Source organism: Paenibacillus sp. ALJ109b, from assembly GCF_010747435.1.
GTDB lineage: Bacteria > Bacillota > Bacilli > Paenibacillales > Paenibacillaceae > Paenibacillus > Paenibacillus taichungensis.
Map to the genome: position 1 here is coordinate 171855 of NZ_JAAIFP010000004.1, position 24541 is coordinate 196395.

The 24541-nt window shown below is 41.7% G+C and carries 17 protein-coding genes and 1 pseudogene; 9 read left to right on the forward strand and 9 right to left on the reverse strand.

Features of this window, described 5'->3' with window-relative positions; translation table 11 throughout:
* Positions 1-58: 58 nt before the first annotated feature.
* Positions 59-805, reverse strand: a complete 747-nt coding sequence (locus G3352_RS03920; RefSeq protein ID WP_163753986.1) for a glycosyltransferase — start codon at positions 803-805, stop codon at positions 59-61.
* A gap of 5 nt (positions 806-810) precedes the next feature.
* Entirely contained in the window at positions 811-1821 is a 1011-nt protein-coding gene (locus tag G3352_RS03925) for a glycosyltransferase family 4 protein (RefSeq protein WP_163753989.1), read from the reverse strand.
* Positions 1822-2085: 264 nt separating this feature from the next.
* Between G3352_RS03925 and G3352_RS03930 the strand changes: the two genes are divergently transcribed.
* Together G3352_RS03930 and G3352_RS03935 are read left to right on the forward strand one after the other, a co-directional pair.
* Positions 2086-3078 carry a sugar phosphate nucleotidyltransferase gene (locus tag G3352_RS03930; protein ID WP_163753992.1) on the forward strand — a complete coding sequence of 331 codons (993 nt, stop codon included), beginning with the start codon at positions 2086-2088 and terminating at the stop codon, positions 3076-3078.
* Positions 3075-4367: a UDP-glucose dehydrogenase family protein gene (locus tag G3352_RS03935; RefSeq protein WP_163753995.1), complete on the forward strand. Its 1293-nt coding sequence runs from the start codon at positions 3075-3077 to the stop codon at positions 4365-4367. The genes G3352_RS03930 and G3352_RS03935 overlap by 4 nt, the downstream gene beginning before the upstream one ends.
* Positions 4368-4870: 503 nt before the next feature.
* Here the strand turns inward: G3352_RS03935 and G3352_RS03940 are convergent.
* Positions 4871-5083: pseudogene (locus G3352_RS03940) on the reverse strand (IS3 family transposase); the annotation flags it as partial.
* 1260 nt (positions 5084-6343) lie between these two features.
* Between G3352_RS03940 and G3352_RS03950 the strand changes: the two are divergent.
* The 7 genes from G3352_RS03950 (at position 6344) to G3352_RS03980 (ending at position 13789) form a co-directional block, all read left to right on the forward strand.
* Positions 6344-7936: a GH32 C-terminal domain-containing protein gene (locus G3352_RS03950; RefSeq protein ID WP_163754000.1), complete on the forward strand. Its 1593-nt coding sequence runs from the start codon at positions 6344-6346 to the stop codon at positions 7934-7936.
* Between the two features lie 138 nt (positions 7937-8074).
* Positions 8075-8779, forward strand: coding sequence for an MFS transporter (locus tag G3352_RS03955; RefSeq protein ID WP_205524696.1), 705 nt, complete (start codon positions 8075-8077; stop codon positions 8777-8779).
* A gap of 148 nt (positions 8780-8927) precedes the next feature.
* Entirely contained in the window at positions 8928-9500 is a 573-nt protein-coding gene (locus tag G3352_RS03960; protein ID WP_163754005.1) for a sugar O-acetyltransferase, read from the forward strand.
* Positions 9501-10172: 672 nt separating this feature from the next.
* Positions 10173-11414 carry a DNA polymerase IV gene (locus tag G3352_RS03965; RefSeq protein WP_163754007.1) on the forward strand — a complete coding sequence of 414 codons (1242 nt, stop codon included), beginning with the start codon at positions 10173-10175 and terminating at the stop codon, positions 11412-11414.
* Entirely contained in the window at positions 11411-11776 is a 366-nt protein-coding gene (locus tag G3352_RS03970) for a YolD-like family protein (protein ID WP_163754009.1), read from the forward strand. Before G3352_RS03965 ends, G3352_RS03970 begins: the two co-directional genes overlap by 4 nt.
* On the forward strand, positions 11760-12128 hold the full coding sequence (locus tag G3352_RS03975) for a YhjD family protein (protein ID WP_163754011.1): 369 nt from the start codon (positions 11760-11762) through the stop codon (positions 12126-12128). The genes G3352_RS03970 and G3352_RS03975 overlap by 17 nt, the downstream gene beginning before the upstream one ends.
* Before the next feature lie 563 nt (positions 12129-12691).
* On the forward strand, positions 12692-13789 hold the full coding sequence (locus G3352_RS03980) for an AAA family ATPase (protein ID WP_163754013.1): 1098 nt from the start codon (positions 12692-12694) through the stop codon (positions 13787-13789).
* Between the two features lie 633 nt (positions 13790-14422).
* Here G3352_RS03980 and G3352_RS03985 read toward each other — a convergent pair.
* From G3352_RS03985 to G3352_RS04010, 6 genes are all read right to left on the reverse strand, one after another.
* Positions 14423-17089: a discoidin domain-containing protein gene (locus G3352_RS03985; protein WP_163754016.1), complete on the reverse strand. Its 2667-nt coding sequence runs from the start codon at positions 17087-17089 to the stop codon at positions 14423-14425.
* Positions 17090-17284: 195 nt separating this feature from the next.
* Entirely contained in the window at positions 17285-18934 is a 1650-nt protein-coding gene (locus G3352_RS03990) for an extracellular solute-binding protein (protein WP_205524697.1), read from the reverse strand.
* A gap of 23 nt (positions 18935-18957) precedes the next feature.
* A complete protein-coding gene (locus G3352_RS03995; RefSeq protein ID WP_240342925.1) occupies positions 18958-21192 on the reverse strand; it encodes a helix-turn-helix domain-containing protein in 2235 nt (744 codons plus the stop codon).
* 341 nt (positions 21193-21533) lie between these two features.
* Entirely contained in the window at positions 21534-22655 is a 1122-nt protein-coding gene (locus G3352_RS04000) for a glycoside hydrolase family 88 protein (RefSeq protein WP_163754021.1), read from the reverse strand.
* A 39-nt stretch (positions 22656-22694) separates the two neighbouring features.
* Complete coding sequence (locus G3352_RS04005) at positions 22695-23576, reverse strand: carbohydrate ABC transporter permease (RefSeq protein ID WP_063563855.1); 882 nt, start codon at positions 23574-23576, stop codon at positions 22695-22697.
* Positions 23577-23586: 10 nt separating this feature from the next.
* Entirely contained in the window at positions 23587-24510 is a 924-nt protein-coding gene (locus tag G3352_RS04010; protein WP_063563856.1) for an ABC transporter permease, read from the reverse strand.
* Positions 24511-24541 lie beyond the last annotated feature (31 nt).

Here is a 24541-nt window from a genome sequence, read left to right on the forward strand (position 1 = left end):
TCCCTAAAGTAGTTATACTACCGGAACAGCCCATTCTTCGCTTCAAATGTCCAATTTGCTAAATGGAGCCATTTGAGAGTGAATTGTATTCTTCTCTACGGGTACCTTCATCTGGAATAGTTTCGGTTGTATAAGGTATAAAGTCATCCGTATAGGTAACTAATTTACAATTTCTCATATATTCCTCAGTGTCCCGTTTCTGTGTATGTGACTGAATGTTCTCTCTTCGAATACATACGTAATTTTTCTTAGACACATAATATACGGTATAGCCAGCTCTGCGGCATTTTTTTGCCCATTTGGCATCTGATCCTCCGATCGTATCCTCAGGAAATTTCACCTGTTTCCATACCCTTTTACGAAAAAATAATGTCCCGCCTTTAACCCTTTTGCCAGGCACATTCTCTTGTCCGGGTCGGTATTCCATAAGCGCTTTTTTCGCCTCAAAATAAATATACGCTGTGTGTTTACCAACAATCGGTGCCTTTTGTGTTCTTAGTGCAATGATGGATTCTTTTAAATAATGAGCACCATAATAATCATCATCATCAAATTTGGCAATAAACGAACCTTTTGCCCGGGCAATGGCCCAGTTAAGACATTTCCCCAGTGTATATTTCTCAGGAAGCTTATAGACTCTAACATTTTCGTACTCTTTTGCCTTCTTTCGCCACTTTTTAAGATTCATACTATCCTTATTAAGGATGACGATCATTTCTTTGTTATGCCATTCCTGTCGTTCATAGTTCGCAAAAATGTTATCCATATATTCAGGTCTCATGGTACACGCTATGATTGAAGCCACAGATTTCAACTCCTTTTCAGAATCATATTTTTTCTGGTGTTCCACACCGACTGACGGATAATTTTATATTCCTTATTCGTGATGACTTTTTTATACAACTTAAGAAAATTGTCAGCCATGACTTTATCCGAAAAATGCCTTTTTACATAGGATCGGCAAACTCTTGCGGTGGGGAAATTGTTACGGTATTTCACTTTGCGAACCATATCATCCGTAGAGTTACATAATAATTGTGGTAAGCCTTTTAGCACTTCTGGAACGGCCCCTGCTTTGAATCCGAGTACTGGTGTACCACAAGCCAAAGATTCGATAAGCACAAGTCCGAAGGGTTCGTTCCATGTAGAGGTAAATAACACACAGCTCGCTCTTGAAATCAAATTAATTTTCTTTGCTCCACCGACAGGACCGATAAATCGTATCTTTTCATTTAGATGCGGTTTGACTTCGCTATCGAAATACTCTTGATATGCAGGCTTGTTAATTGTCCCAGCAATAATTAATTCTTTCCCCGTTTTTTGTGCAACTTCAATCGCTAAATGAACTCCTTTTTCTTTCATGATTCTACCCAAAAATAAAAGATAGCCCTTTTTCTTGGTTCGAAAAGTATAGTCACTAAGACGAATCCCGTTATGCACGAAATAACCTTTCTTGTTCTTATCACGAATTTTCTTGCTTACAAATACGGGGATTTGTGATCCTTTTGCCTTTTTGGAATGGGAGTTGTGGAGCGTAGGAATGGGCGGATTTGTTTTCGCAACAATGCCATAGTGATCATGGATAATATCTACATTTGAAGGAATGCGCTTAATGATGAAATCCAACTGCTGATCCGGGTCATCAGTAGGATATTCGTACGTCCTTGTGGCGTTGGTTTTCGAACCTTTCTTAGCAAATAAAATGACCTCATGACCTCGACGAACCAACTCTTCTGTCAGGTAGTGAATATCGCGCTGAGTGCCGCCATAATCTTCTGGGGGAACGGGAAGTGTATTCGTAGATATTTGAACTATTTTCATACCATTTCAGTCTCCTTTGGTTAGCATGAAGCCAACGGCTCTTTTGCCGTCATCTTATGCGAATGACCTGTGGAATGAATGGGCGTCAGAAAATTTTCACAAGCGTCAACGAACCATTTCATAAGAATTAGAAAACTTAGTTTTCTGAGAAACGTTCAAGGCTGTTAGAGCCTATCTATAAAATCTATCAGATGTTCGTCCAATCCAAATATATTTGTTTTTCATAGAGTATACAGAAGTGAAAATTAGAAGGGAGGAAACGACTTGAAAGGACTAATTCTTTGTGCTGGGAAAGGTTCCCGTATGTATCCATTCACTTTCTCTTATCCAAAATCATTGATTCCCGTAGCCAATACTCCCTTGTTGCACTCCTGTATAGATAAATTGGTCGAACAAGAGGTTTCTGAGATCGGAATAGTAATCCAAAAATCCCAAGAATCACTCATTAGAAGTAGCTTAGAGAATGTCACTAGGTGGAGTACGAATATTACGTTTATTTATCAAAAAGATCCAAAAGGAATTGCAGATGCCATATTGCAAGCAGAGCATTTTATTGGTCAGGACTCATTCATTTTACTCTTGGGGGATAACTTAATTTCCATTTCACTCTCTCAACTTAAGAAGCAAATAGAAGAACATGGGAATCATGTTGCGCTGCTTCTATCGGAAGTGGATAGCCCTCAAGATTATGGCATTGCAGAGGTGGAAGACCACCGGATTGTAAAGCTTGTAGAGAAGCCGAAAGCTCCCAAATCAAATCTTGCGGTATTAGGAGCATACGGTTTTACCTCCTCTATTTTCGAAGCTGCCAAAAAGATAGAGCCTTCGGCGAGAGGAGAATATGAAATTACAGATGCGATCCAATGGCTGATTCAACAGGGCTACTCGGTATCTTACCATCAAGCTGAAATAGCAAATATTGACGTAGGAACTTTACAGAGATGGCTTGATGCCAATCAAAAAATGCTTCGGGAGATGCCGGTTGAAAATGATATTCATCCTTCGGTGACTCTAAAAAACTGCAAGATTATTGCCCCAGTCTCTATAGAAGCAGGCTGTATTTTAGAAGATAGTGTGGTTGGTCCTTACGTTTCTATTGGTGCAGATTCCACTATTAAAAGCTGCTACGTCAGAGACAGCATCCTATTAAGTAATGTTCATATCAAGCAACTAACACACGCTGTTGTTAATACGGTAGTGGGGATCGGTTCTACCTTGGCTGGCTTGGAAGCGAGAAGGAAGGGTGACGAAGAATGAAAATACTCGTGATTGGGACAGGCTATGTGGGTACGACGACTGCCTTGGTATTTGCCGAGATGGGCTGGAAAGTAGTAGGACTTGATACAGATGCACACAAGGTCGATCAATTAATGAAAGGTGAACTTTATTTCTATGAGCCGGGTCTCAAGGAACTACTGGTAAAACACCTTAAATCCGGTCAGATTATGTTTACTACAAATCAAGCAAAAGCTATTCAGGAGAATGATGTAATATTTATATGTGTCGGGACTCCAGCGCTTACTGATGGCAGTGCGGATTTAACTTATGTGAAGCAGGTTTCACAAGATATTGGTCGTTATATGAAAGGTTATAAACTCATCGTTAACAAAAGTACCGTACCCGTAGGGACGCAGGAAAAAGTGACTCAATGGATATTGCGGTCACAGGCAGCATCTTATCCTTATGATGTTGCATCCAATCCTGAATTTTTAAGGGAAGGCAAGGCAATGGAGGATTCTCTAAATCCAGACCGGGTTGTCATTGGCGCGACGAGTACTAAAGCGACCAAAATGCTTCAGACCCTCTACGCTTCAGTTCAATGCCCTGTTGTTTTAACTACACCGAGGACTGCAGAACTTATAAAATATGCATCGAATGCATTCCTAGCCACAAAAATTTCTTATATTAATGAACTTTCCAGATTAAGTGACAAACTTGAGGTAGATATAAAAGAGGTTGCTTTTGGGATGGGACTTGATCAAAGGATTGGCAGCAGCTTCCTGCAAGCAGGAATTGGTTATGGTGGATCATGTTTTCCAAAGGACGTTGCAGCTTTACTCCGTATAGCCAAGGAAAATAATACGGAATTACAAGTACTGAAGGAAGTCGTTGATGTAAATGAAACACAATATATGTATATGGTTGAGAAAGCCAGAAAAAGGTTAGGAGATTTCGCAGGCAAAAAAATAGTGGTTCTTGGCTTGGCATTCAAGCCCGATACGGATGACATACGGGAAGCTCCTGCGATCCGGCTCATTCAGGAATTGACTGTGGGACAAGCACATATTAAATTGTTTGACCCGGTCGCCAAACTTCCCTCATATTTGAAGAATTCAAATATTCAATCCATGATTACCCCTGAGGAAGGCTTTAAAGATGCAGATGCTGTTTTTATATGTACGGAGTGGAAGATGTATCATGACCTAAACTGGAGTATGCTCAATAAACAGATGAAGCAGCCCAACATCTTCGATGGCCGAAACATGTTGAATGCCGACTTCATGAAATCGCTGGGCTACTATTATCAAGGTATAGGCTACAACTAATATAGGTTGATGATTCTTGTAATACTCCTCAACCTACCAAAACATGCTGCCGGTGCGAGCTCATAAATTAAATCTGAATAAGTTATACTTCTCATAAAAATCCCTTGGTCCTTGATACTAAAGAACCAGGGGATTTTACATCCGGAATTGAAGAGCAAGACTACATCTCCAATGAACTGCACTAAATAATACTGGCTCTAGGGCCGTGAATACGAGTGAACCAGTGACAAATGCTGTCGTCGCCAATTCTAGTGATTCTACTTCTTCCTGTAATCAAGTTGTCTTGAAAACTCATTTACTTCGACACTCCTTCGCTACGCATGCTGCTCAAACGGAAAAGATTCCGATCGATATTGTGAAAACACTGTTACATCAAAAAGATTTATCTGTCACTGAGTATTATTCCGTACCCACACATCGACAAATTTTAGATCCTGGAGACTCTCTGCATGATAGTTGGCTTCTTTCATTGATATCCAGAAGGGTGGATTGTCAACAGTAAATTAGACAGCTTTTTTAAGGGCTTCTTGGCGATGCTGAACAGGTGTCAGGTATCCCAACGTTCCATGAATCCGATGTTTGTTAAACCAGTTAACGTAATCGTATAATTCCAATTCCAGATGGCGAAGGCTCTGGAAGCTCATCTGGTGGATGAACTCAGTTTTCATGAATTTGTAGGTCGCTTCGGCCACGGCATTGTCATACGGACAGCCTTTCATGCCGATTATATTATCTTTTTTGATTGGCTGATTGCTTTACCACAGTTCAAAAAAGAATAGAAATTGAATTATCCACGCTAGAAACATTAACGATACGTGAAACAGAAAGCTTTTTGTCTTTTTTGGAGTATCAACTTGGGAATAATAAGCTAACAATCAACCGTAAGCTTTCTTCTCTTAAGTCCTCATTTGATTACTTACAGAATAAAGCCGAAACAATTGATTTAAAGAAAAAGAAAGTCAGGAAACGATCGCGAATCGTATGGAAGGAAAAATACTGAGAGAAAATGATTTTGAAGCTTTTAGAGTGTTTGTAGCATACGATTATGGCGATTAAACAAAACAAACAAACAAACAAACGTATCATGCATTTCCATCAGTTTAAACGTGAACGAGATACGGCAATAATTTCATTAATCTTAGGATCAGGACTTAGATCTGACGAAATCATCTGTAAGAGTAACTCGAAAAGGGGGAAAAGAACAATATGTTTACTTTAGCAGCTAACATCCCTAGATATTGAGAATTACCTGCAGGTAAGGGAAACAAGATATACCCCAGAAAAAAATGAAAGATTTTGTTTATTGCAGCACCTGTAGGACGCAAAGGTAAAAATAGACGTTTGACAAAACGTTCTATAGAAAAACTTGTTGAGAAATATGCAACAGCCTTTGGTTTGGAAAGCTGTCGAGGGACAAAAACATGGTCCCATTGAAGTCGCTATTCTAGCGGCTTTTTTATTTTATCGGTGCAAGTTCGTTTCCCGAGCCAAGGACAAGAACTTGTTCCGATTGCCGAAATGGACAAGAACATAGTCCGATCACCTATTAGATGAATACCTAATTAAATAACACGGTAGTCCATAATCTGAATACTAATTGATTGTATGTACCCAACTAATTGGAACATTCGAATTCGAAAATCAAGGAGATGCACTCAATCCCGAATTAGCACTTTTCAACAAACCTCTTAATTTTACATTTGTAAATAATTCACTTTGAAATATAGAAGGGTAATTAGACCGAACTAAATAAAGGTTGTCATTTTCTATTAATTAGCCATAAAAAGTGTGCAAATGTAAATTAAAATAGAGAATTACACATAAAAATATGTGCATATTCACAAGAAAACTTTGACAAATGAAGACATGTGCTTTATTTTGTTAATAAGGAATGGATTTCTAGATATATTAGGTATGCCATCCTATTAGTTACCGAAAAAAATCTTTTTTTAGAATCTAAATAACCTCAAGGGAGAGTGATTAAAATTAAAAAAATACATTTATCAGGGGAAAATAGTATCAGAAAAGGTCTGGGAAAATTTGTTTATAAAGATGAATACAGGCCACAATTTCATTATTCGCCTAAGAAAAATTGGATGAACGATCCTAACGGAATGGTTTATTACGAAGGAGAATATCACCTTTTTTACCAACATACTCCTCATGATACGCAGCCTGACTTCGGCAGAATGCATTGGGGTCATGCAGTAAGTAATGATTTAGTACATTGGGATGAACTTCCATTAGCCATCTCGCCGGGGGAAGATGGAGCGATCTTTTCGGGATGTGCGGTGGTCGATAAGAACAATACAAGCGGATTCTTCAACGAAGCAGGATCAGGATTGGTTGCAATCTATACTAATAATGCCAACAGCGCTCAGCCCGGTAAACCGCAGGTTCAAAGCATCGCTTACAGCAAGGATAAAGGTCGAACCTGGAAAAAATATGAAGGTAACCCTGTTTTATTCCCCACGGAAACGCTAGATTTTCGGGATCCAAAGGTATTCTGGCATGAAGAATCTTCAAACTGGGTAATGGTTCTTGCTGTAAGAGACCGTGTAGAATTTTATACATCTTCAAATCTTAAGGATTGGTCTTTTGAAAGTGATTTCGGTTCCGATATCCCAGGTATCCATCGTGGAATATTTGAATGTCCTGAGGTGTTTGAAATCCAAGTGGATGAGGACCCAAATACTACTAAGTGGATTTTGATACTAAGTGTCGGAGATAGAAATGGAGTAAATTCAAACGATTCAGAACCACCCGCAGGCGGTTCTGGCATGATGTATTTTATAGGTGACTTTAATGGTAAAGTTTTTACACTCGATGAAACATTGGCATCATTCGATACAATCAAATGGATAGATTACGGATCCGACTTTTACGCGGCCGTGACCTGGGATGGTATCCCGAATAAGGACGGGCGAAAGATTTGGGTCGGCTGGATGAATAATTGGCGTTATGCTTCCACTCTTCCTTCTAAGGAATGGCGTGGCCAGCTGTCCATTCCACGAGAGATTCAGCTTAGGACGTATTCGGAAGGTCTACGCTTAACTCAAGCACCCGTAACTGAGTTAAATCAACTTAGAAGATCGATTCTGTCTCTGCAAGACATTACGATTAAACCAGATATGAACGTTTTGTCTGCTGTTTCTGCTGCAAAGATGGAAATTATTGCGGAATTTGAAATCGGTACTGCAACAGCATTCGGGTTTAAGGTGCGAAAATCTTCCTCTTCCGATCAGGAGACAGTCATCGGATATAATGTCTTGAATGAGGAGTTGTTTGTCGACCGGACAAAGTCGAACAACGTTGATTTTCATCCCGATTTTTCTGCAAAACATAAGGCCCTTATGAAGCCAGAGCATGAAAGGATACAGTTGAGTATCTATGTTGATTGGTCAAGTGTAGAGGTCTTTGGTAACAATGGAACAACAATTATTTCAGACATGATTTTCCCTGACTTGGAAAGTAGAGGACTAGAACTTTATGCCTTTGGCGGAGAACTAAGGGTCGTGTCTCTTCAAATCAATGATCTGGTAAGCATTTGGGGAAATGAGACTATTTAGACTTTAGCAATGGCTTGATTCGACGAAACGGTTTACTGCGCGGTTTTGGGCATCAGATCTGAACTTGGTGACCAAAACCAATCAAAGTGGTGGCTGAGGCAACAGGTTTAAGCATAGCCACATGTCGTAATATACTTCATGAACTCCTTAGCACGGGTGAACTCATTGAATTGGATTTGGAGGACTCTACTGGAGGCAGACCTGCGCAAATGTACAGGAACGCTCGTTGGTGCTGGTCTTGGAGCATTAGCTGAGGCAGTCCATTTACAGATCAGCGTTCATTTCACCATATTGTCTCTAGTTATGCTCTGCGCAGTAGTTTATGGACAACGCTACCTGCCGGAGTCTACTGGAAAAGAATTAACGAATACAGATATGCCAAAGCGCTCGGGTATGAAAAAGCAATTCAAGGTATGGAGCGAGAAGCGAACGTTGTTCATAGGAATTATTGTCTTGGGTATGGCATTTGCCGAGGGGGCTGCAAACGATTGGTTACCACTAACCATTGTAGATGGTTACGGGGTTAATTCAACCATTGGCTCATTTGTATATGGTTTGTTTGTTGCCGCCATGACAATTGGACGTTTTGCTGGCGGAAGGATACTTGACCGGTATGGAAGGGTTCGGGTGTTATTAAGTTGCGCCCTCTCAGCTATGCTGGGTTTAACGCTTTGTGATCTGGGGTCAGCATTATATTGTCGCTTCTATAGGCGTCGTCTTCTGGGGTTGGGTACCTCTCTAGGTTTTCCTGTTGGTCTTTCTGCAGCAGGAGACAATCCCCAGGGTGCTGTAGCAAGAGTAGGAGCCGTGGCTACCACTGGCTATATCACATCTCTGGTGTAGCCACCTATGCTTGGTTTTCTCGGGGAACATTATGGATTACTAAATGCCCTGATTCTAGTACTTGTTGGCACCGTTATTTCAGGTTTTCTGTCTAGAGCCGCCAAACCGCTATAAGTTAAATTTTAATAAATAGAAGGATAAAACGACCATGAAAACAGAAAAACAAAAGATGCTTGATGGAGAATTGTATAAGGGTTGGGATCCTGAACTTACACGTGATCGAGCAAATGCAAGACGAATGACGCGAATATATAACCAGACAACAGAAACGGAAGATGAACTTAGAGTAGAATTACTCAAAAAATTACTCGGATCAACAGGAGAACACCTGGGTATGGAACCAAATATTCGTTTTGACTACGGTTATAATATTCATGTGGGTGAACATTTCTATACCAACTTTGATTGTACAATCCTCGATGTATGTGAAGTTAGGATTGGAAGTAACTGTATGTTCGGTCCAGGTGTTCATATATACACTGCTACACATCCCCTGGATCCAATTGAAAGAAATAAAGGTCCGGAATATGCAAAGCCAGTAAACATCGGAAATAATGTATGGGTTGGTGGCCGAGCTATTATCAATCCAGGTGTTACGATAGGTAATAATGTCGTAGTTGCTTCTGGAGCAGTTGTAACTAAGGACGTTCCGGACAACATGGTGGTTGGCGGCAACCCGGCGAGAGTAATTAAACAAATTGAAGAGACCAGTTCTTTCTAAATCTTTGATTAAATCCAAAGTCCAAAGATTATTGACCTTATAAACCGTAACTGTCTCACGATACTTTCAGAGGAAATCGTCGTTTAGTTACTAAACTCAAAAAGTTGTTGTCAAAGACAAGCGCATATTCCTGTCAAAAGTCGCTATTTTAGCGGCTTTTTTATGTTATCGGTCTTAAAAGCTGTAGGGTGGATTATTTTCAAGAGACCAGCTTTACTGACTGCAGATGGAACTAATAAACCATAGTTCCAATTCATGAGTGAGTACCTTCACCTTAGCGGCTTGTTCTGATAGCAACAACCCAGAAAATTAGAAATCGGGTGCTAATGGCGGTTCTACTACATTAAATAATGATGGGGGAAACCTGGTCGGTCTGAACAAAAAGTACTTGCTAAGTTTGAAAAGAGAACAAAAGATACTCTGGGTACAAAGATGAATATTAGAACTCAACTCTTCTGACGATCACAAACAAAAGCTAACTGAAATTGTCTGCCGGAGAAGGAGTTGTTACTGTTGGGAGTTCAATGATGGTGAAGCTGATATAACTTTGTATGATTTGAATCCATCACTACGTCATTTGTCTAATATAAATATTTACCTCTTGCATAAAGAACGTATGTTCGGTTTATAATATATACAAACATACGTTCTTAAAGTGCAGGAGTGATTTCAATGTTGGCTAAGCAGCGAACCATTATGCTGATCGATATGCAGTCGTTTTATGCTTCAGTCGAAAAGGCAAAAATGCCTCAATACAAAAATAGACCACTCGCCGTCGCCGGCGATCCAGCAAGGCGTTCTGGTATTATTCTTGCCGCTTGTCCACTGGCCAAAGCTAAAGGTGTATCTACCGCGGAACCACTTTGGCAGTCTCTTCAGAAGTGTCCGGAACTGATCATTGTGAAACCACACATGCAAGAATACATCGAAGTATCCACTCAAATCATGTCCATTATTGAGGAGTTCACCGATCTGGTTGAACCGTACAGCATAGACGAATTATTCGCTGATTTTACAGGGTCTATGCATCTATTCGGTAATGATCCAATCGATTTAGCCAAGCAAATTCAAGACAAAATCTATAATGAAACAGGTGTTTACGCGAGAGCTGGCATTGGTGAAAACAAAATCATCAGTAAATTGTGCTGCGATATGATTGCTAAAAAAGCAGAGGGGGGCATTTTCCACTTAAAGAAAGAGGAGTTACACCTTCACATTGGAGATAAGCCCATTCGCGATATGTGGGGGATTGGCTCCAGAATGGAAAAACATTTGTGGAAAATGGGCATCCGAACCATTAGAGACCTGGCGAATACACCTCTTTCCAAACTAAGAAGTAAGTGGGGCGTTAATGGAGAGGTCATCTGGCGAGTCGCAAATGGACTGGACCACTTGCCAGTGACCGTCAACACACACAGTACACAAAAGGATATTGGAAATGGTATGACGCTGCCTAGAGACTATACAGAAGCATGGGAGATCGAAGTGGTCATCCTCGATATCTGTACAGAAGTGTGTAGAAGAGCCCGCAAAAAGGGGCTGATGGGTAGTGTCGTTTCCGTGAGTGTGTCTGGAGCTGATTTTGACCACCCAACTGGTTTTCACAGGCAGGTTAAACTGTCTGATCCTACAAACATAACCGTTGATGTATGCAAGATAGCTAAACGCATGTTCCATCAACACTGGGATGGGCAACCTGTACGCCGTGTAGGCGTTTCCCTTTCTCAATTATCCAGCGCGGATACATATCAACTATCGTTTTTTGGTGATCAAGAGCAGAAACGCGCAATTGATCAGGTGATGGACGACATTAAGGATCGATTTGGCGATATTGCCATTCTACGAGCGAGCTCTATTACGGCTGCCGGTCAAGCGATCGATAGAGCATCTAAAATTGGGGGGCATTACAAATGAGCAAAAAACTTGAGGCCAATGGATTATGGGAATCGAGCCGCATGATGCTTCCACAACATAAAGAACGAATTATACAGCATCGTACTCAAATTCATTATCAAGTAAGACCTATAGTCCATGAAGATGAGTGGGAGATTATTGCACAAAATATAGATATGTCGCTTAACTATAGGTTGCAAGCCACCATTGAAGTGTTTCATGAGTGGGGCAATCGGTATATACGCGGGATCGTCACTTCAATCAGTACCTTTGGAAAGAAAATCAGAATTGAAATGGAGAATGGATTTGAATGGGTCGATTTTGATCAATTGGTCACTGTAAAGCTTGAAGAAGGAGGTGTGTACGATGAGACAGACTTCTGATGAACTTGCACTCGTGAAGAGGCTGGTAGAGCTTCCCTATCTTTTGGGTGCTCTGGAGGTAGATAAGCATAAAATATACGCTTCAAACTTTAAGATGAAATCTGTGTATGTTGACTACCTGGACGGTACACAAAAGAAAATTGCTTTAGAGATGTACAAATCGAAACAAAGGCTAAAGGAACATCATATTAAAATCATAGATGAAAAGAGATCTGAGCTGAGTTTAACGGTAGACTATTCGGTAAGAGGTTACCTTCATAAAATGACACTATTGTGGAGCAAAGTGAAAGTGGATGTAACCTTAATGCTTACTGAACATATGAACGTTGATATTACTGAATTGCCCAAATGAACATAGAGTTCAAGCAGAATACAGTATTATAACTTCATCGGGTGGATATAATGCAGTTATGACCATTGTTTTCTTCTCCCATATGGGTAAACCGACCTTTGAAGTTGAAGGGTCGTTTTTTTTGTTTCTATGTTAAAACAAAACTTAGAAGAAAAGAAGAGCCAAGTTGGAGAGGCATGTCGAGAGACAAGAACATTGTTCCATTCCAAGTCGCTATTATAGCGGCTTTTTTTTGTTTTAAGGAACAAAGTTCTTGTCCCAAATTGAGGACAAGAACTTTGGACCATTGCCGAAAAGGACAAGAACATAGTACTATGTCGAATAGAAGTCTGGAAATCTAATCCCTCTACAAACCAAGCAGCCAAGGAATATGTTGAAATGAAAGGGCTTGAAATTGAAAAGATTGAAAATACAAATCGAATTAAAAATGTAGCGCAACTTACAGATCTAAATGAATTTTTCGACTTTTGCAAGACAATATTAAAATAGAATAACCTTATTTGTTTTAGGGTCTATTGTTTCTTAGTTGTGTGGTTTTACTTTTAATGGATTTCATAAGAATTATGAGTTTGGTATATTACTTAATTTTACTTGATATATCACACTTAATCATACAACCACTACTAAGCGCATACTATCTTGAATTCAACATTATAGGGTTCACAACTAATCGTTTCAGAGAAAATTTGTTTAGAGGGCTTTATGATGAGATATTGAAAGTTGTTTTGCCTAATTTAAATCAAAATTTGAGTATGGATGAATTAATTGATGAATACGATTATGAGATTAGAAGTTATGATAATAGTACGAAAAAATTCAGAAAATTCGTGTCGGAATATATGCAGGATTTGTTTAAAGATGATAGATATTATGCACACAAATCTGCATTTTCAATAAATCAGTTGGAACGAGTGCTAGTAGAGTATTTATATGTAAACATGAAAATTAAAGCTTTTTCAAGTGCTTTTTCAAAGAAGCGAGAGACCTATTATAAAGGCGAAGCTCGAAAACTAGTGGATTCTGCTGATATAATTAATTATTTTGAAGGTGAATTTCAATTTTATAATGATATTAAGTTTTTGGGAATGTTTGATAGATATGTGATTTCAGATTTGTGGTTCTATCCTAATTCTGATCATTCTGATATTATTCCCTTATCTTATTGGAGTTCTGGCGAACTAAGTTTATTCCTAAGACTGGTTGAAATAGCCCACTCTGTTTCAGAAAATTCAGTCTTATTAATCGATGAACCAGAAACACACTTACATCCAAAATGGATTAACGGTTATATTAACATCTTAAAAGATATAATTGATGTGAATTGCCATGTAATTATTGCTACTCATGCGCCATTAATTGTTTCAGATATACCCAAAGAAAACATTATTTTATTGAAAAAAAATGGTACTGCAATCTACCAAGATTATATTGAAGAGAAAACAATAGGTTTAGAATACGATGGGATTTTAAAGAAAATATTTGATGTTGAAGAGAAGGAAGGTACAGTTCTAGAGAGCTATGAAAAAAAAATATTGCAATATATAGAAGAAAACAACATTAACTCGGCTATTGAATTATATGATCAACTAGGCGATAGTCCAACAAAATTTCAGTTATTTTTGAAATTAAAAAAAATATACGAGGCAAGGAATGAAGACTGACTAATTATGTATAAGATAACGGAAAACATAAATTTTTTAAAGCCATATCATGATTTTATGTGTACGCTATTAAAAGCAATAAGAATATCTTCAAAGAGGAATCCCCATTATACCAAGGATGAGTTGAAAGTGAATATGATTTTAATTAATCCCAATGTAAGGGATATACTTAACAGAGGAGTACTCCTTGATAAACTCTATAGATTGAAAGAGTGCCCTATAGATTTATGTAAAGAATATGGAAAGTTTGTTAGTAGGTATTGCAAAACGTACTACGAAGTAAAGGGAAAATCGTCGGCTGGGGGAGCCAGAATCTATACTCTATACATATGTACAAAATACGAGTTTTGTGAAACAGTTGTTGTTTTTAAAACTACACGACATCTTGTCATATCGATCGCTCGCTTAGATCGCTCACGCTCACATGGATAAATGTGGCTTTTTCTTTTTATAACCCCCGAGATATTTTTAATTTCGTATGGATAAATATGTGATCTCACATATTATAATTGTCGTATCACACAACTCAGTTATCTTAAATATAATATGCGCCCATTCCAGCTTTAAAATGAGCACATATTATATTCGATATTGAATTTGAATTAATTTCTTTGATTTTATCCTACGTCATTTTTAATTCCCGTGTATCCAAAATTCAATAATGCTGTTCCAGGTATTGGATTCGTTTCCTTGCCCGACATAACGAATGAATTTGGCCTGAACTGGTTCAAATTCAAATGTTTCATAAGCCGCCTGTTTTTTACTGGCCACATTACTTAATACTTTTTGGTAATTAATACCATCAGTTGATATCTCCAAATCAAAATAATTGGATCGCGTATGTCCATTATAGAATTGAATGCTTACCTGCCCTACTTGAGTCTGTTGCTCAAGCTCCAATTGCAGGTATTGTCCCTTTCCATCAGCAGACCATCTGGAGTCTGGATCACGATCGATCGTATGGACCGGCAGATTGCCATCATCTGCACTAGCCGTAACTTTGGTTACAACAGCGAACGGTCCTTCCGGCTCGGCCATAGGCTCTTTGACTTCAAATTTCTCCCGTGCCTCGACCGTTACGCCATTAAAGACGCAGCTCACGACAATGTCGACCTTTCCCGCTTTTAACGCATGGAGAGTAGTTCCTTCCGTATATCCAATCGTATCATCACTCGATGTGTACGTGACAGGAACATTCAATTCTGCAATATTTACGATCTCGCCATTATCTAATGTTAGAAACGAGGATAATTCTCCGCTTCCGCCTGCGCTGATTGCATTCCCTGCGACTCTCCAGCCGGGTACTGTTTTATTGGGACTTATGGAGATATTCTCTGGAAGTACGGGTGTATCAGCTACCTTAAACTTCACTCGCACGTTCTGGTTGTGACCCCGATAGGATACAGTGATCTCTCCAGTTCCATTAGTTCCTTGCGGTTGCTTAACTTTAACCTTTGCATCCTTCGCAAAAGCTTTTGCAGAGATGATCGGTGTTTCGGTTGTACCATAAGGCAAAGTGTGAACGTAATCCGTTCTTAAGAACTGCATCCCCCCTATAGCTTCGCCATTCACCAACAGGGATTGAAGCCCTAGATGAATATCTTTGATTCGTTTCTTGCTCTGGTCCTGATATAAACTTTGCGGGGATAAACGATCGCCCTGCCCAATGCCTTCCGCCATATCAAATGGCTGCGTATTCGCATCCGGAATGGAACCAACAATGTTGACGTTCACGTCGGTGTCCTTTCCTTTCGTTCCAATGACATATCCGTTCCCGAATTGTTCTGATTCAACAATAACGCCGGATTTACTAGGATGTGCCGCCTGACCGGTCGTATTCCAGAACACACTTTCAGTGGTTACCACCCCATGACGATTCGTTTCGGATGATCCATAATCCCGTGTAATGGCAGAGATTCCGTCCCCGTTAACGACCAGGTTATCGATCAGGTTCGCCATGCTCAAGTACATATGAAAATCAGTCAATAATGAAGGTTTCTCAGAATACGAACCTTGCAGGACATTCCCGTTCGCAGAGAAGTTGGCATATGTGAAGCTATGTCTAGCTCCTATTGCCTTACTATTCTTAATGAGATTATCATTGCCAATAAATTGATATAAATAACCGTTCCCATTTGCCCCACGATACTGCGGGTACTGCATGGTTACATGATCCACTGTGACGTTTTTTGTACGATCCAGAATAATCCCTTTGGATAGCAGATGGTAATCTGTATTGCCAGCTGGTTTATAGGTGTTAATATTTCGAATCCAGCTGTTGGCCACTGCAATCACATTGACAGCTTTAGCATTATCGGCTTCATATCCAGCAGTCCCAACGACTTTAAAGTCATCTTCACCAAGCCCCAACTTCGCATTTTGAATGTTTGCAATCGAGAAATCCTCCAAACCTACTTCGACAATCGGATCTGCGGTCTGACTAATCGTAATATCATCGCGCAGCTTCATTGGATAACGCGTCGGAATGTCTAGCGTGATCGTTTTGTTCTCCGAATCTACGCCTACAATTTGGCGATAGAATAACGGTTCTACTTTACCAAGACGTGACGACCACTTGTTTTGCATGCCAAGTTCACGTAAGAAACCTGGCGTCGTTTCGAATGAAATGACCACGTAATCATTCACTGCAAACCCGCTTGTGTCCTCAACGGGTAGCAGGACGGTTGGATCAGTAACTGACTTGCGAAGTTTCGTAGAGATTCCGGTTTTCTTCCAATCTCCGTTACCGATCCGGATAATATCCTTGTTTTTCATATTTTGCTGTGCATTATAGATATGAGTCTTGTTCATCCCGTCACCTTTCAGGACCACACGACTTGCAGGAATGTTTAGTGAATAATCCTTGCCATCCTGAGGGTTAACCTGATATGTACCTTTGGGAAGATACACGACACCCCCACCTAACGCAACAACAGCATCAATTGCCTTTTGAATAGCCTGTGTTGCATCTCGATTCCCTGAAGGATCGGCAAAATACGGTGATTTGGTAACGTCAATACGTTTGTTCTTAGCCGTTTTTGGTAATTCTGTTTCCCCACGCCGATAACCGGCATACGAAAAGTCATGCAGAAACCTTCCCTGTTCATCTTTAAATCCTGGATACCAATCATTTGGATAGAGTCTGCTTCTGCCATCCCTACCCAGAGACAGGTTCTCACCGGCACGATCAATAGATGGCTGTAAGTCACCCTCTGACGCTCGAACCTCCTGGGTTCCAGGTACAGACAATCCAACAGTCAACGTAAATGCCAACAATAAAAAAGGCCACTTTCTACGCATGCTTTCGTTCTCCTCCTTTTGGATTTCAGAGTATGTGAGCGGTTTCAAGAAACCCTTTAGTCACCTCCGATCCTGCTCAAGCAAGAGTCATGTGCATGCCAACTCAGCATGTCATAACCGATTGTAGAGCACGAGGGAACGAAATTACATCAACAAAAACGAAACTTCAATGCCCATTTTATACAATATAAGGGTTTATTTAGAGGATACAGCGCGATTATATCGCTCTAATGCCTGTTGTTGAATCTCAATCGCACGATCAATCTGTAATGACTTGATTTGCTCGACATACGTATCGAATGCATCCAACGGCTCAATGCCAAAAATGATTTTAAGCGACATCTCGTCCACCACTTTGTTCACTTCCTGCATGATGACTGACATCTCCGTGCTTTCTTTCTCGGTTTTGGGCAGAGTTGGTACCTGATGGAGAACAGCATCCGTACTGGACCATAACTGCACCGCCTCTTTCTGTTCCGGCAAAATATAATATTGTTCCATATATCGCGTATCCTGTACAAATGGACCGAAATAACTCGCTCTCGTGTACATCGCAAGCGCTTGCGCCGGCGACCACTTATCAGGGTTTTTCAAAATAGTTTCCGTATACGTCGGGTACCCGTCTTTCATCTTAAAACTAACACCTTCAATACCAAAGTTGAACAGCAAATGTCCCTCAGGCCCGTACCCGTAATCGAGCATCCGTGCTGCTTCTTCTACATGATGACTGTTGCTGGATATGGCGACTCCACTGGAACCGATTGCGGGAGCAAGTTGACCAAATTTCGGGCGATCTCCTTTGTTCATGACAGGATATGGCGCTGGCACAAGCTTTGCATGGGGATCCGACTCCTGCAAGATGGGTAGCCATGTACCGATCCCTGCCCCTGCATTCCAGATACTCGCGCCGCTGCGTCCTGTGGTCATGTTTGTATCCTGAGTCTCTGAATCGACGGCAGCCAGATTCTTGTCAATGAGTCCCTCCGCATACCATTCACGAAATAAGGATAGAAACGCCTTATATTCAGGTTCTTGTGCCCCAAACTTAATTTGGCCATCTTCCACGTAGAACCCCTTTTTAATGCCAAAAGCGCCAATAAAACCTCCACCTTCGATACCAAACAACGGATTCGGAACACCTAGAAAAGTAAGCGGGGCGTCAGCTCCCTTTTTGTCCTTAAATGCCTGAAGCATCGTATGCCATTCGTCAATCGTGGTTGGCACATCAAGTCCAAGTTCATCCAGCCAGTCGTTCCGGATAATCGGCCCTTGATAGGTTCGCAGCTTATCATCTCCCTGAATAAAAGGAAACGCGTAATAACTTCCGCTGGCTGTACGAATCTGCATATCAATGTCTGGATGCTCCGTCAGGTACTGCTTCAGATGAGGTGCGTATTGATCAATAACATCGTTTAATCGCAGAATATATCCATCTTTGATCGCTTTCTCCGGCCCACCGGGATAATTGCTCCACTCGTATTCAATCATATCCGGCAGTTCTCCGGACGTAAGCAGCACATTAATCGCTTCTTTGGCCTGATTGGCGGGAGGCCGGATGAATTGAAGGTTGACTCCGGTTCTCCGCTGCCACTCCTGAAAAAAAGGAACTTCATTGAAGCTGGACTTTATGCTCGCTGCATTGCCATTCAATTCTGCCCAGTAAGTTAATTTTCCATCGTCATTGGGTGAAGCAATTGAGACGGTCTGGTACTCTGATGAGCCGGAACGTTCATCCAGCTTGGCATCCGAATCTGTCCCGTTCTGATCGCAAGCAGTCAGCATGCCAAGTAGTAGGATGAATCCTGTCAACTTTGCTATGAATGCCAACTTCCTCTTTACGTTCATGTTCCGGTCTCCTTTCAAATCAATCAACTGATTTCTTTATATTTACCAGGCGTAATGCCTTCGTATTTCTTGAATACCCGGATGAAAGTTGCTGCATCGTTATACCCGACCAATCGGGATATTTCGGTAATGGATTCCTGTTTATGCTCAATCATTTCTTTAGCCTGTCGGATACGACACTTATGAATGCAGTCCAGCAGACCCTCACCCGTCTGATTCTTGAACAGTTTGGACAAGTAACTGCCCTTAAGCTCAAAATGCTCACCAATGGCGTTGACGTTCAAATTCACGTCTGTATAGTTATTCTCAATATACTGCGTGACTTGGCTACTGAGATGACGAAGGGAATCCTCACGTTCTTGTGATACATTCGTTGCGCGCTTGTCAGCGGCGTAGGAACATACTTCCTCAAGCAAGTTCTGCAAAGCCTCCTGCATCTCCTGAATGGTATCCCCGGCAATAATGTCCTCAATCCGATGCGGGTATTGGGTTAGCGTATGGTTATCCCTGTCTCCCAGATCATTGATGGCCTTGATCATTGTACCTACCAGGTTAAAAATCAGGCAACGTGCAAGTGTGAGCGACATAATCGGTTTATCAAAATTTCGCTCTGTAATCTCGTTCATATAAGCGCTGGCTTGGTCGGTATCTCCCGATTTGATGAAATTAAGAAGCTGCTGTTCCACCTGAAGCGGATAGTAGTAGCCAAACGGGTCATCCGCCATCGCATCACTGCGGACATCACCATAGGTAATGATACCTTTCTTGCCAAGCACCATTTTGTATTCCATCGCGTCTACTGCTTCCTGGTATGCTTCGGCGACACCAATCCACGACGTATGGCGTCCACTGATGGAGATCGTCAATTCCATATCATAGCGTTCCAGGAATCGCTGCGCTTCTGCCGCAATGTGATGAAGATCCTGGTTCCAATCCGAAGAATCCGCTTTCATATTTACAAGGCAGACCATCATATCATCAACTTCAGCCACATATCCGACGTGCTGACGCTCTGAAGCAAGTTCTTCAACCACATTGGAAATAATGAGATGGATTAGCTTGTTTCGTTCGTTGATATCAATACCTGGCAGCTTTCCATAGAGATTCTCTTCATTCTCGATTACAAATAGGATAACAGCAAATTCACTTGAATACAGCGGCATATGGAAGGAACGGAATGCATCTTCATAAGGCACAAGCGTATCCTGTTTGCCTTTGAGAAGCCGATTAATCATATTGGAGCGCAGCACCTGCTGATGTTTCTGCAACTGCTGGGCAATCTCATTCTTTTCTGAACGTGTGTTCATGATGACCTTCTGAATAAACCGAAGTTCGTTCCGATCAGCAGGTTCGTTCTGACTATTTTTGTCTTTTAGTGATTCCACGAGCTGTTGGATTGGGGAGTAATTCCGGCGCATGAAGAACCAGGTCAATACACCCGCACTAATGAGACTCACCACGATGCTGATATACGTAAAATTGCGGACATACACTGCCTTTTCCCAATATAGGCTGCTGGGAATAATCAATGCGTACTTGAGATCGGATACCGCAGAGTCCATGTAGAACATCTCCGACTTGCCTACCTTGGCGTTATCCAATTGAACCTGATTGCCATTCATGAATGGCTTCAATTCCTCTGACCCCGGATGATTGCTCATCAGAATCTCGTTATTCTGGTTTAGAATCAGCAGCGTGGCATCACTAAAACCCGAAATGCTCTCAATCGCTTCCTGGAATCTTCGCGTATCCGCCATGACGACAACCGTACCGGTCTCCTGACCATTCAAATCATCAGGCAGACGTGTAATGTACGCAATGGAAGACTCCGCCGGAGCTGCATTCTGATGTGGCAGTATAACGAACTGATTCGTCTCTGCACCCAGAATCTGATCCCGCCACGCTTCGAAAGACATTGCACCTGTGTTATGTATGGTATGAAATGCCGTTCGCATATCCCGAATATTACCTGAACGGAGAATGGATTGATCTTTTTTCCACACGACGTAGAATTCATCGATGGATGCGTAGGATGTTTTATAGAGACGGAGTTCCTTTACCAGTTGGTAAGCCGTATACGGCGCCTCTTTGGCGGGCTGATTGGAATACATCAGCGTTTGCAGATTTGGACTCCACGTCATCTCCATGTTTAACCGCTTCATCAGATCAACTTGAGTATCGATCGTATATCGCATCTGCTTCAATAAAGAATCGTTGGCCCGATGTATTTCACTCTTCAATGTCTCATTTGCTTGCATGTAAATAACCAAACTGATCAGAATCGGAACAATCAAAACAGCACTGTAAGAGACAAGCCAGGTTACAATTATGCTTTCTCGTTTTTGCCACAAATATCGAATGTTTAGCAACAACTCATCACCCAACTCTTCGTAGATTATCTATGTTTGGATCAGGAATTTATTATAACGGTAAGAGCGCGATTGGGATATAGATAAAAAGTTCAATTCGATTGACAAAAAGGGTAGCCACCACCAATTTTCCCCGTCAAATCAAGCACAAATAGCCCGAATAGACTAATTTCGTCTATCGGGCATTCGGTATCAAATTGAGAATTTTTTTAATATTCTTATTAAATTTTTTAGAAAATGCGGTGCTTCCAACCGTTTAATTTGGCACTCGCCTCGACGTAGAAATAGTCACCGTAAATGAGTGAGACGTTTACGTTCTGACCTGCCGGTTTATGACCGGTTCCCTCGAGAAGCATACCTTCGTGCTCAGGAAGATCCCATGTTCCATAATGATCCCTCAGGGAACTCAGGATACGTTTGGCAACAGTAGCATAGAGTCTGCCTTCCGGATCAGGAAGTACATCTGCAAGCTCAAGCAATCCGGAAGCAGCAATGGCACCAGCGGAGCTGTCTCGTGGGATCTCCTCCCCTTCTTCGGGCTCAGCACGGAAATCCCAATGCGGAACGCTATCCTCAGGCAGGCTGGAAATGAAGAAGTTCGCCACACGCTGTGCAGCATCCAGATATGCCGGGTCCTCTGTATAACGATACGAATTCGTTAATCCATATAAAGCCCACGCCGCTCCCCGACTCCATGCCGAATCCGGCGCCGCTCCCTGACCCCCTATCGCTTCTGCACGTTCACCTGTCTCGGGATCAAAGCGAATGATATGATGCACAGAACCATCTTCCCGCACAAATTGCTTCATGACCATATCCGCATGAGCTTTGGCGATATGGCTGAAACGAGGATCTCCACTTTCCTCAGATGCCCAGAAGAGCAAGGACAGGTTCATCATGGTGTCGATGATCGACCAGCCCAGCATGTCTCCATTCCAAGCCCGGATGAAGCCGCCTTTGGTATTGAAGCGGCCAGCCAGGAAGTTGGCGGCAAATAAGGCACGCCTTGCGGCATCGGCATCTCCGGTGAGTTTGTATTTGATGACGGCCGTAGGCAGGAAATGAAAGCCCACGTCGTGATCAAAGTAGTTGTTTTCTAGAAAACGTTCCGATAGTCTCTTATCCCAATTCCATGCAGCCTCTTTATACTTCTCATCACCCGTCATATCGTACACAATCCATAACATGCCCGGCCAGAATCCCGAGGTCCACCAATCGATTCTCATGTCGTCATAGATGCCATTTGCTCCAGCGACATGCGGAGACTTTTCACCTATGGCAGCAAGCATCTGATCGGCTTTACTTTTAATCTGATCCCATACTTCCTTGTTCACTTCATTTAATACGCTCATGTAACGTCATACCTCCTTACCGTTCTTCAATACTCTGATTTAACCTTTCAATGAACCAACCATGACACCTTTCACGAAAAAGCGCTGCAAAAACGGATAGATGCACAGGATTGGTATCGTCGCTACCATAATCGTCGCATACTTGATGGTTTCCCCGATCTGGAAGCGATCTCCAGCCGATGCACCTGCCGACATGCTCTCTGTAGAATTGGCGATCAGAATCTCACGCAGCACCAATTGCAATGGGAACAGCTCTCGACTTTTGATAAATACAGACGCATAGAACCATCCGTTCCACTTATCGACTGCGTAATACAGAATCATCACGGCAATTACTGGCATGGACAATGGGATAATGATCCGGAACAAAATGGTGAAGTGATTGGCTCCATCAATCTTGGCCGACTCTTCCAGGCTGTCCGGAATGCCCATAAATGACGTTCGCATGATGATCAGGTTAAACGTGCTGATGGCAAAAGGCAGAATGGTCGACCACAATGTATCTAACAGGCCAACGCCTTTTACAACCAGGTACAGTGGAATCAACCCGCCGCCAAAGAACATCGTGAACACGATAAAGAACATGAAGACCTTGTTCCACATCACGTTTTTACGGGATAGCACATATGCACCAAGCGCAGTCATGAACAGATTGACGATAACGCCGAACACAAGAATAAACAATGTATTACGGAAACCTGTGGCTATACCTGGATTGGCAAGTACGCTCTTGTAAGCTTCCAGACTAAAGCCGACCGGCTTCCACAGGAGACCTTTGTTTGCTAACAGCTGCGCTGAATCACTTAAGGACGCAAATAACACGTAGAGCAGCGGATACAATGTGACGATGACGAGCAGGATTAGAAACGTATAATTGAAGATCGTAAAGATTCGGTCAAACCAACCACTTTCCTTAATCAAAGTTACCACCTCACCATAAGCTGTTTTGACTCACTCTGCGGCTGATATAGTTCGCCGAAATCAGAAGAACGAGATTGATCACCGAGTTAAATAGACCGACTGCCGAGCTGTAACTCCATCCGAACTCCAACAATCCCTTTCGATATACGAAGGAGGAGATTACGTCAGCTGTTTCATAGGTCACCGGATTATAAAGGAGAATGATTTTCTCGAACCCGACATTCAGCATATTACCCATCCGGAGAATGAACATGATCGTAATAATAGGCAGCAATCCGGGTAGCGTAATGTGAAACATTTGCTTGAGACGGCTTGCTCCGTCTATCTTCGCCGCTTCATACTGCTCCAGGTCGATGCTCATCAACGCAGCAATATAGATAATGGATTCCCAACCGATCCGCTGCCATATTTCAGACAAGACATAGATCGGACGGAACAGCTCGGGCTTTTGCAGCATCGCCTGACCGTCATATCCAAGCATCATGATAAGGCGGTTGATTAAACCATCCGCGTTCGTGAAGTCCGTAATAATACCGCATATGACGACGAGAGAGATGAAATAAGGCATATACGTTATCGTCTGAACAACCCGCTTGAACGCGCGCTTGCGTACTTCGTTAATTAGCAGCGCCAGAATAATCGGTGCGGGGAATTCAAAGACCAGTGTGTACAAACTGATAAGAAGGGTGTTCTTCAGAACACGCAAGAAATAATAACTGTTGAAAAATTCTTCAAAGTGCTTCAGCCCAACCCAATCACTCCCCAAAATACCCTTCATCGGAGAATAATCTTTAAAGGCAATAATTGCACCGTACATCGGACCGTAATGAAATATTAAATAATATCCAATAACGGGAATCATCATGATGTATAAATACTTGTTCATCATGAAGTCCCGCACGAACCGGCTTCTAAAGGATTGACGATTGCTCATGATGTACCTTTTCACCTCTTTTCAATCGGGA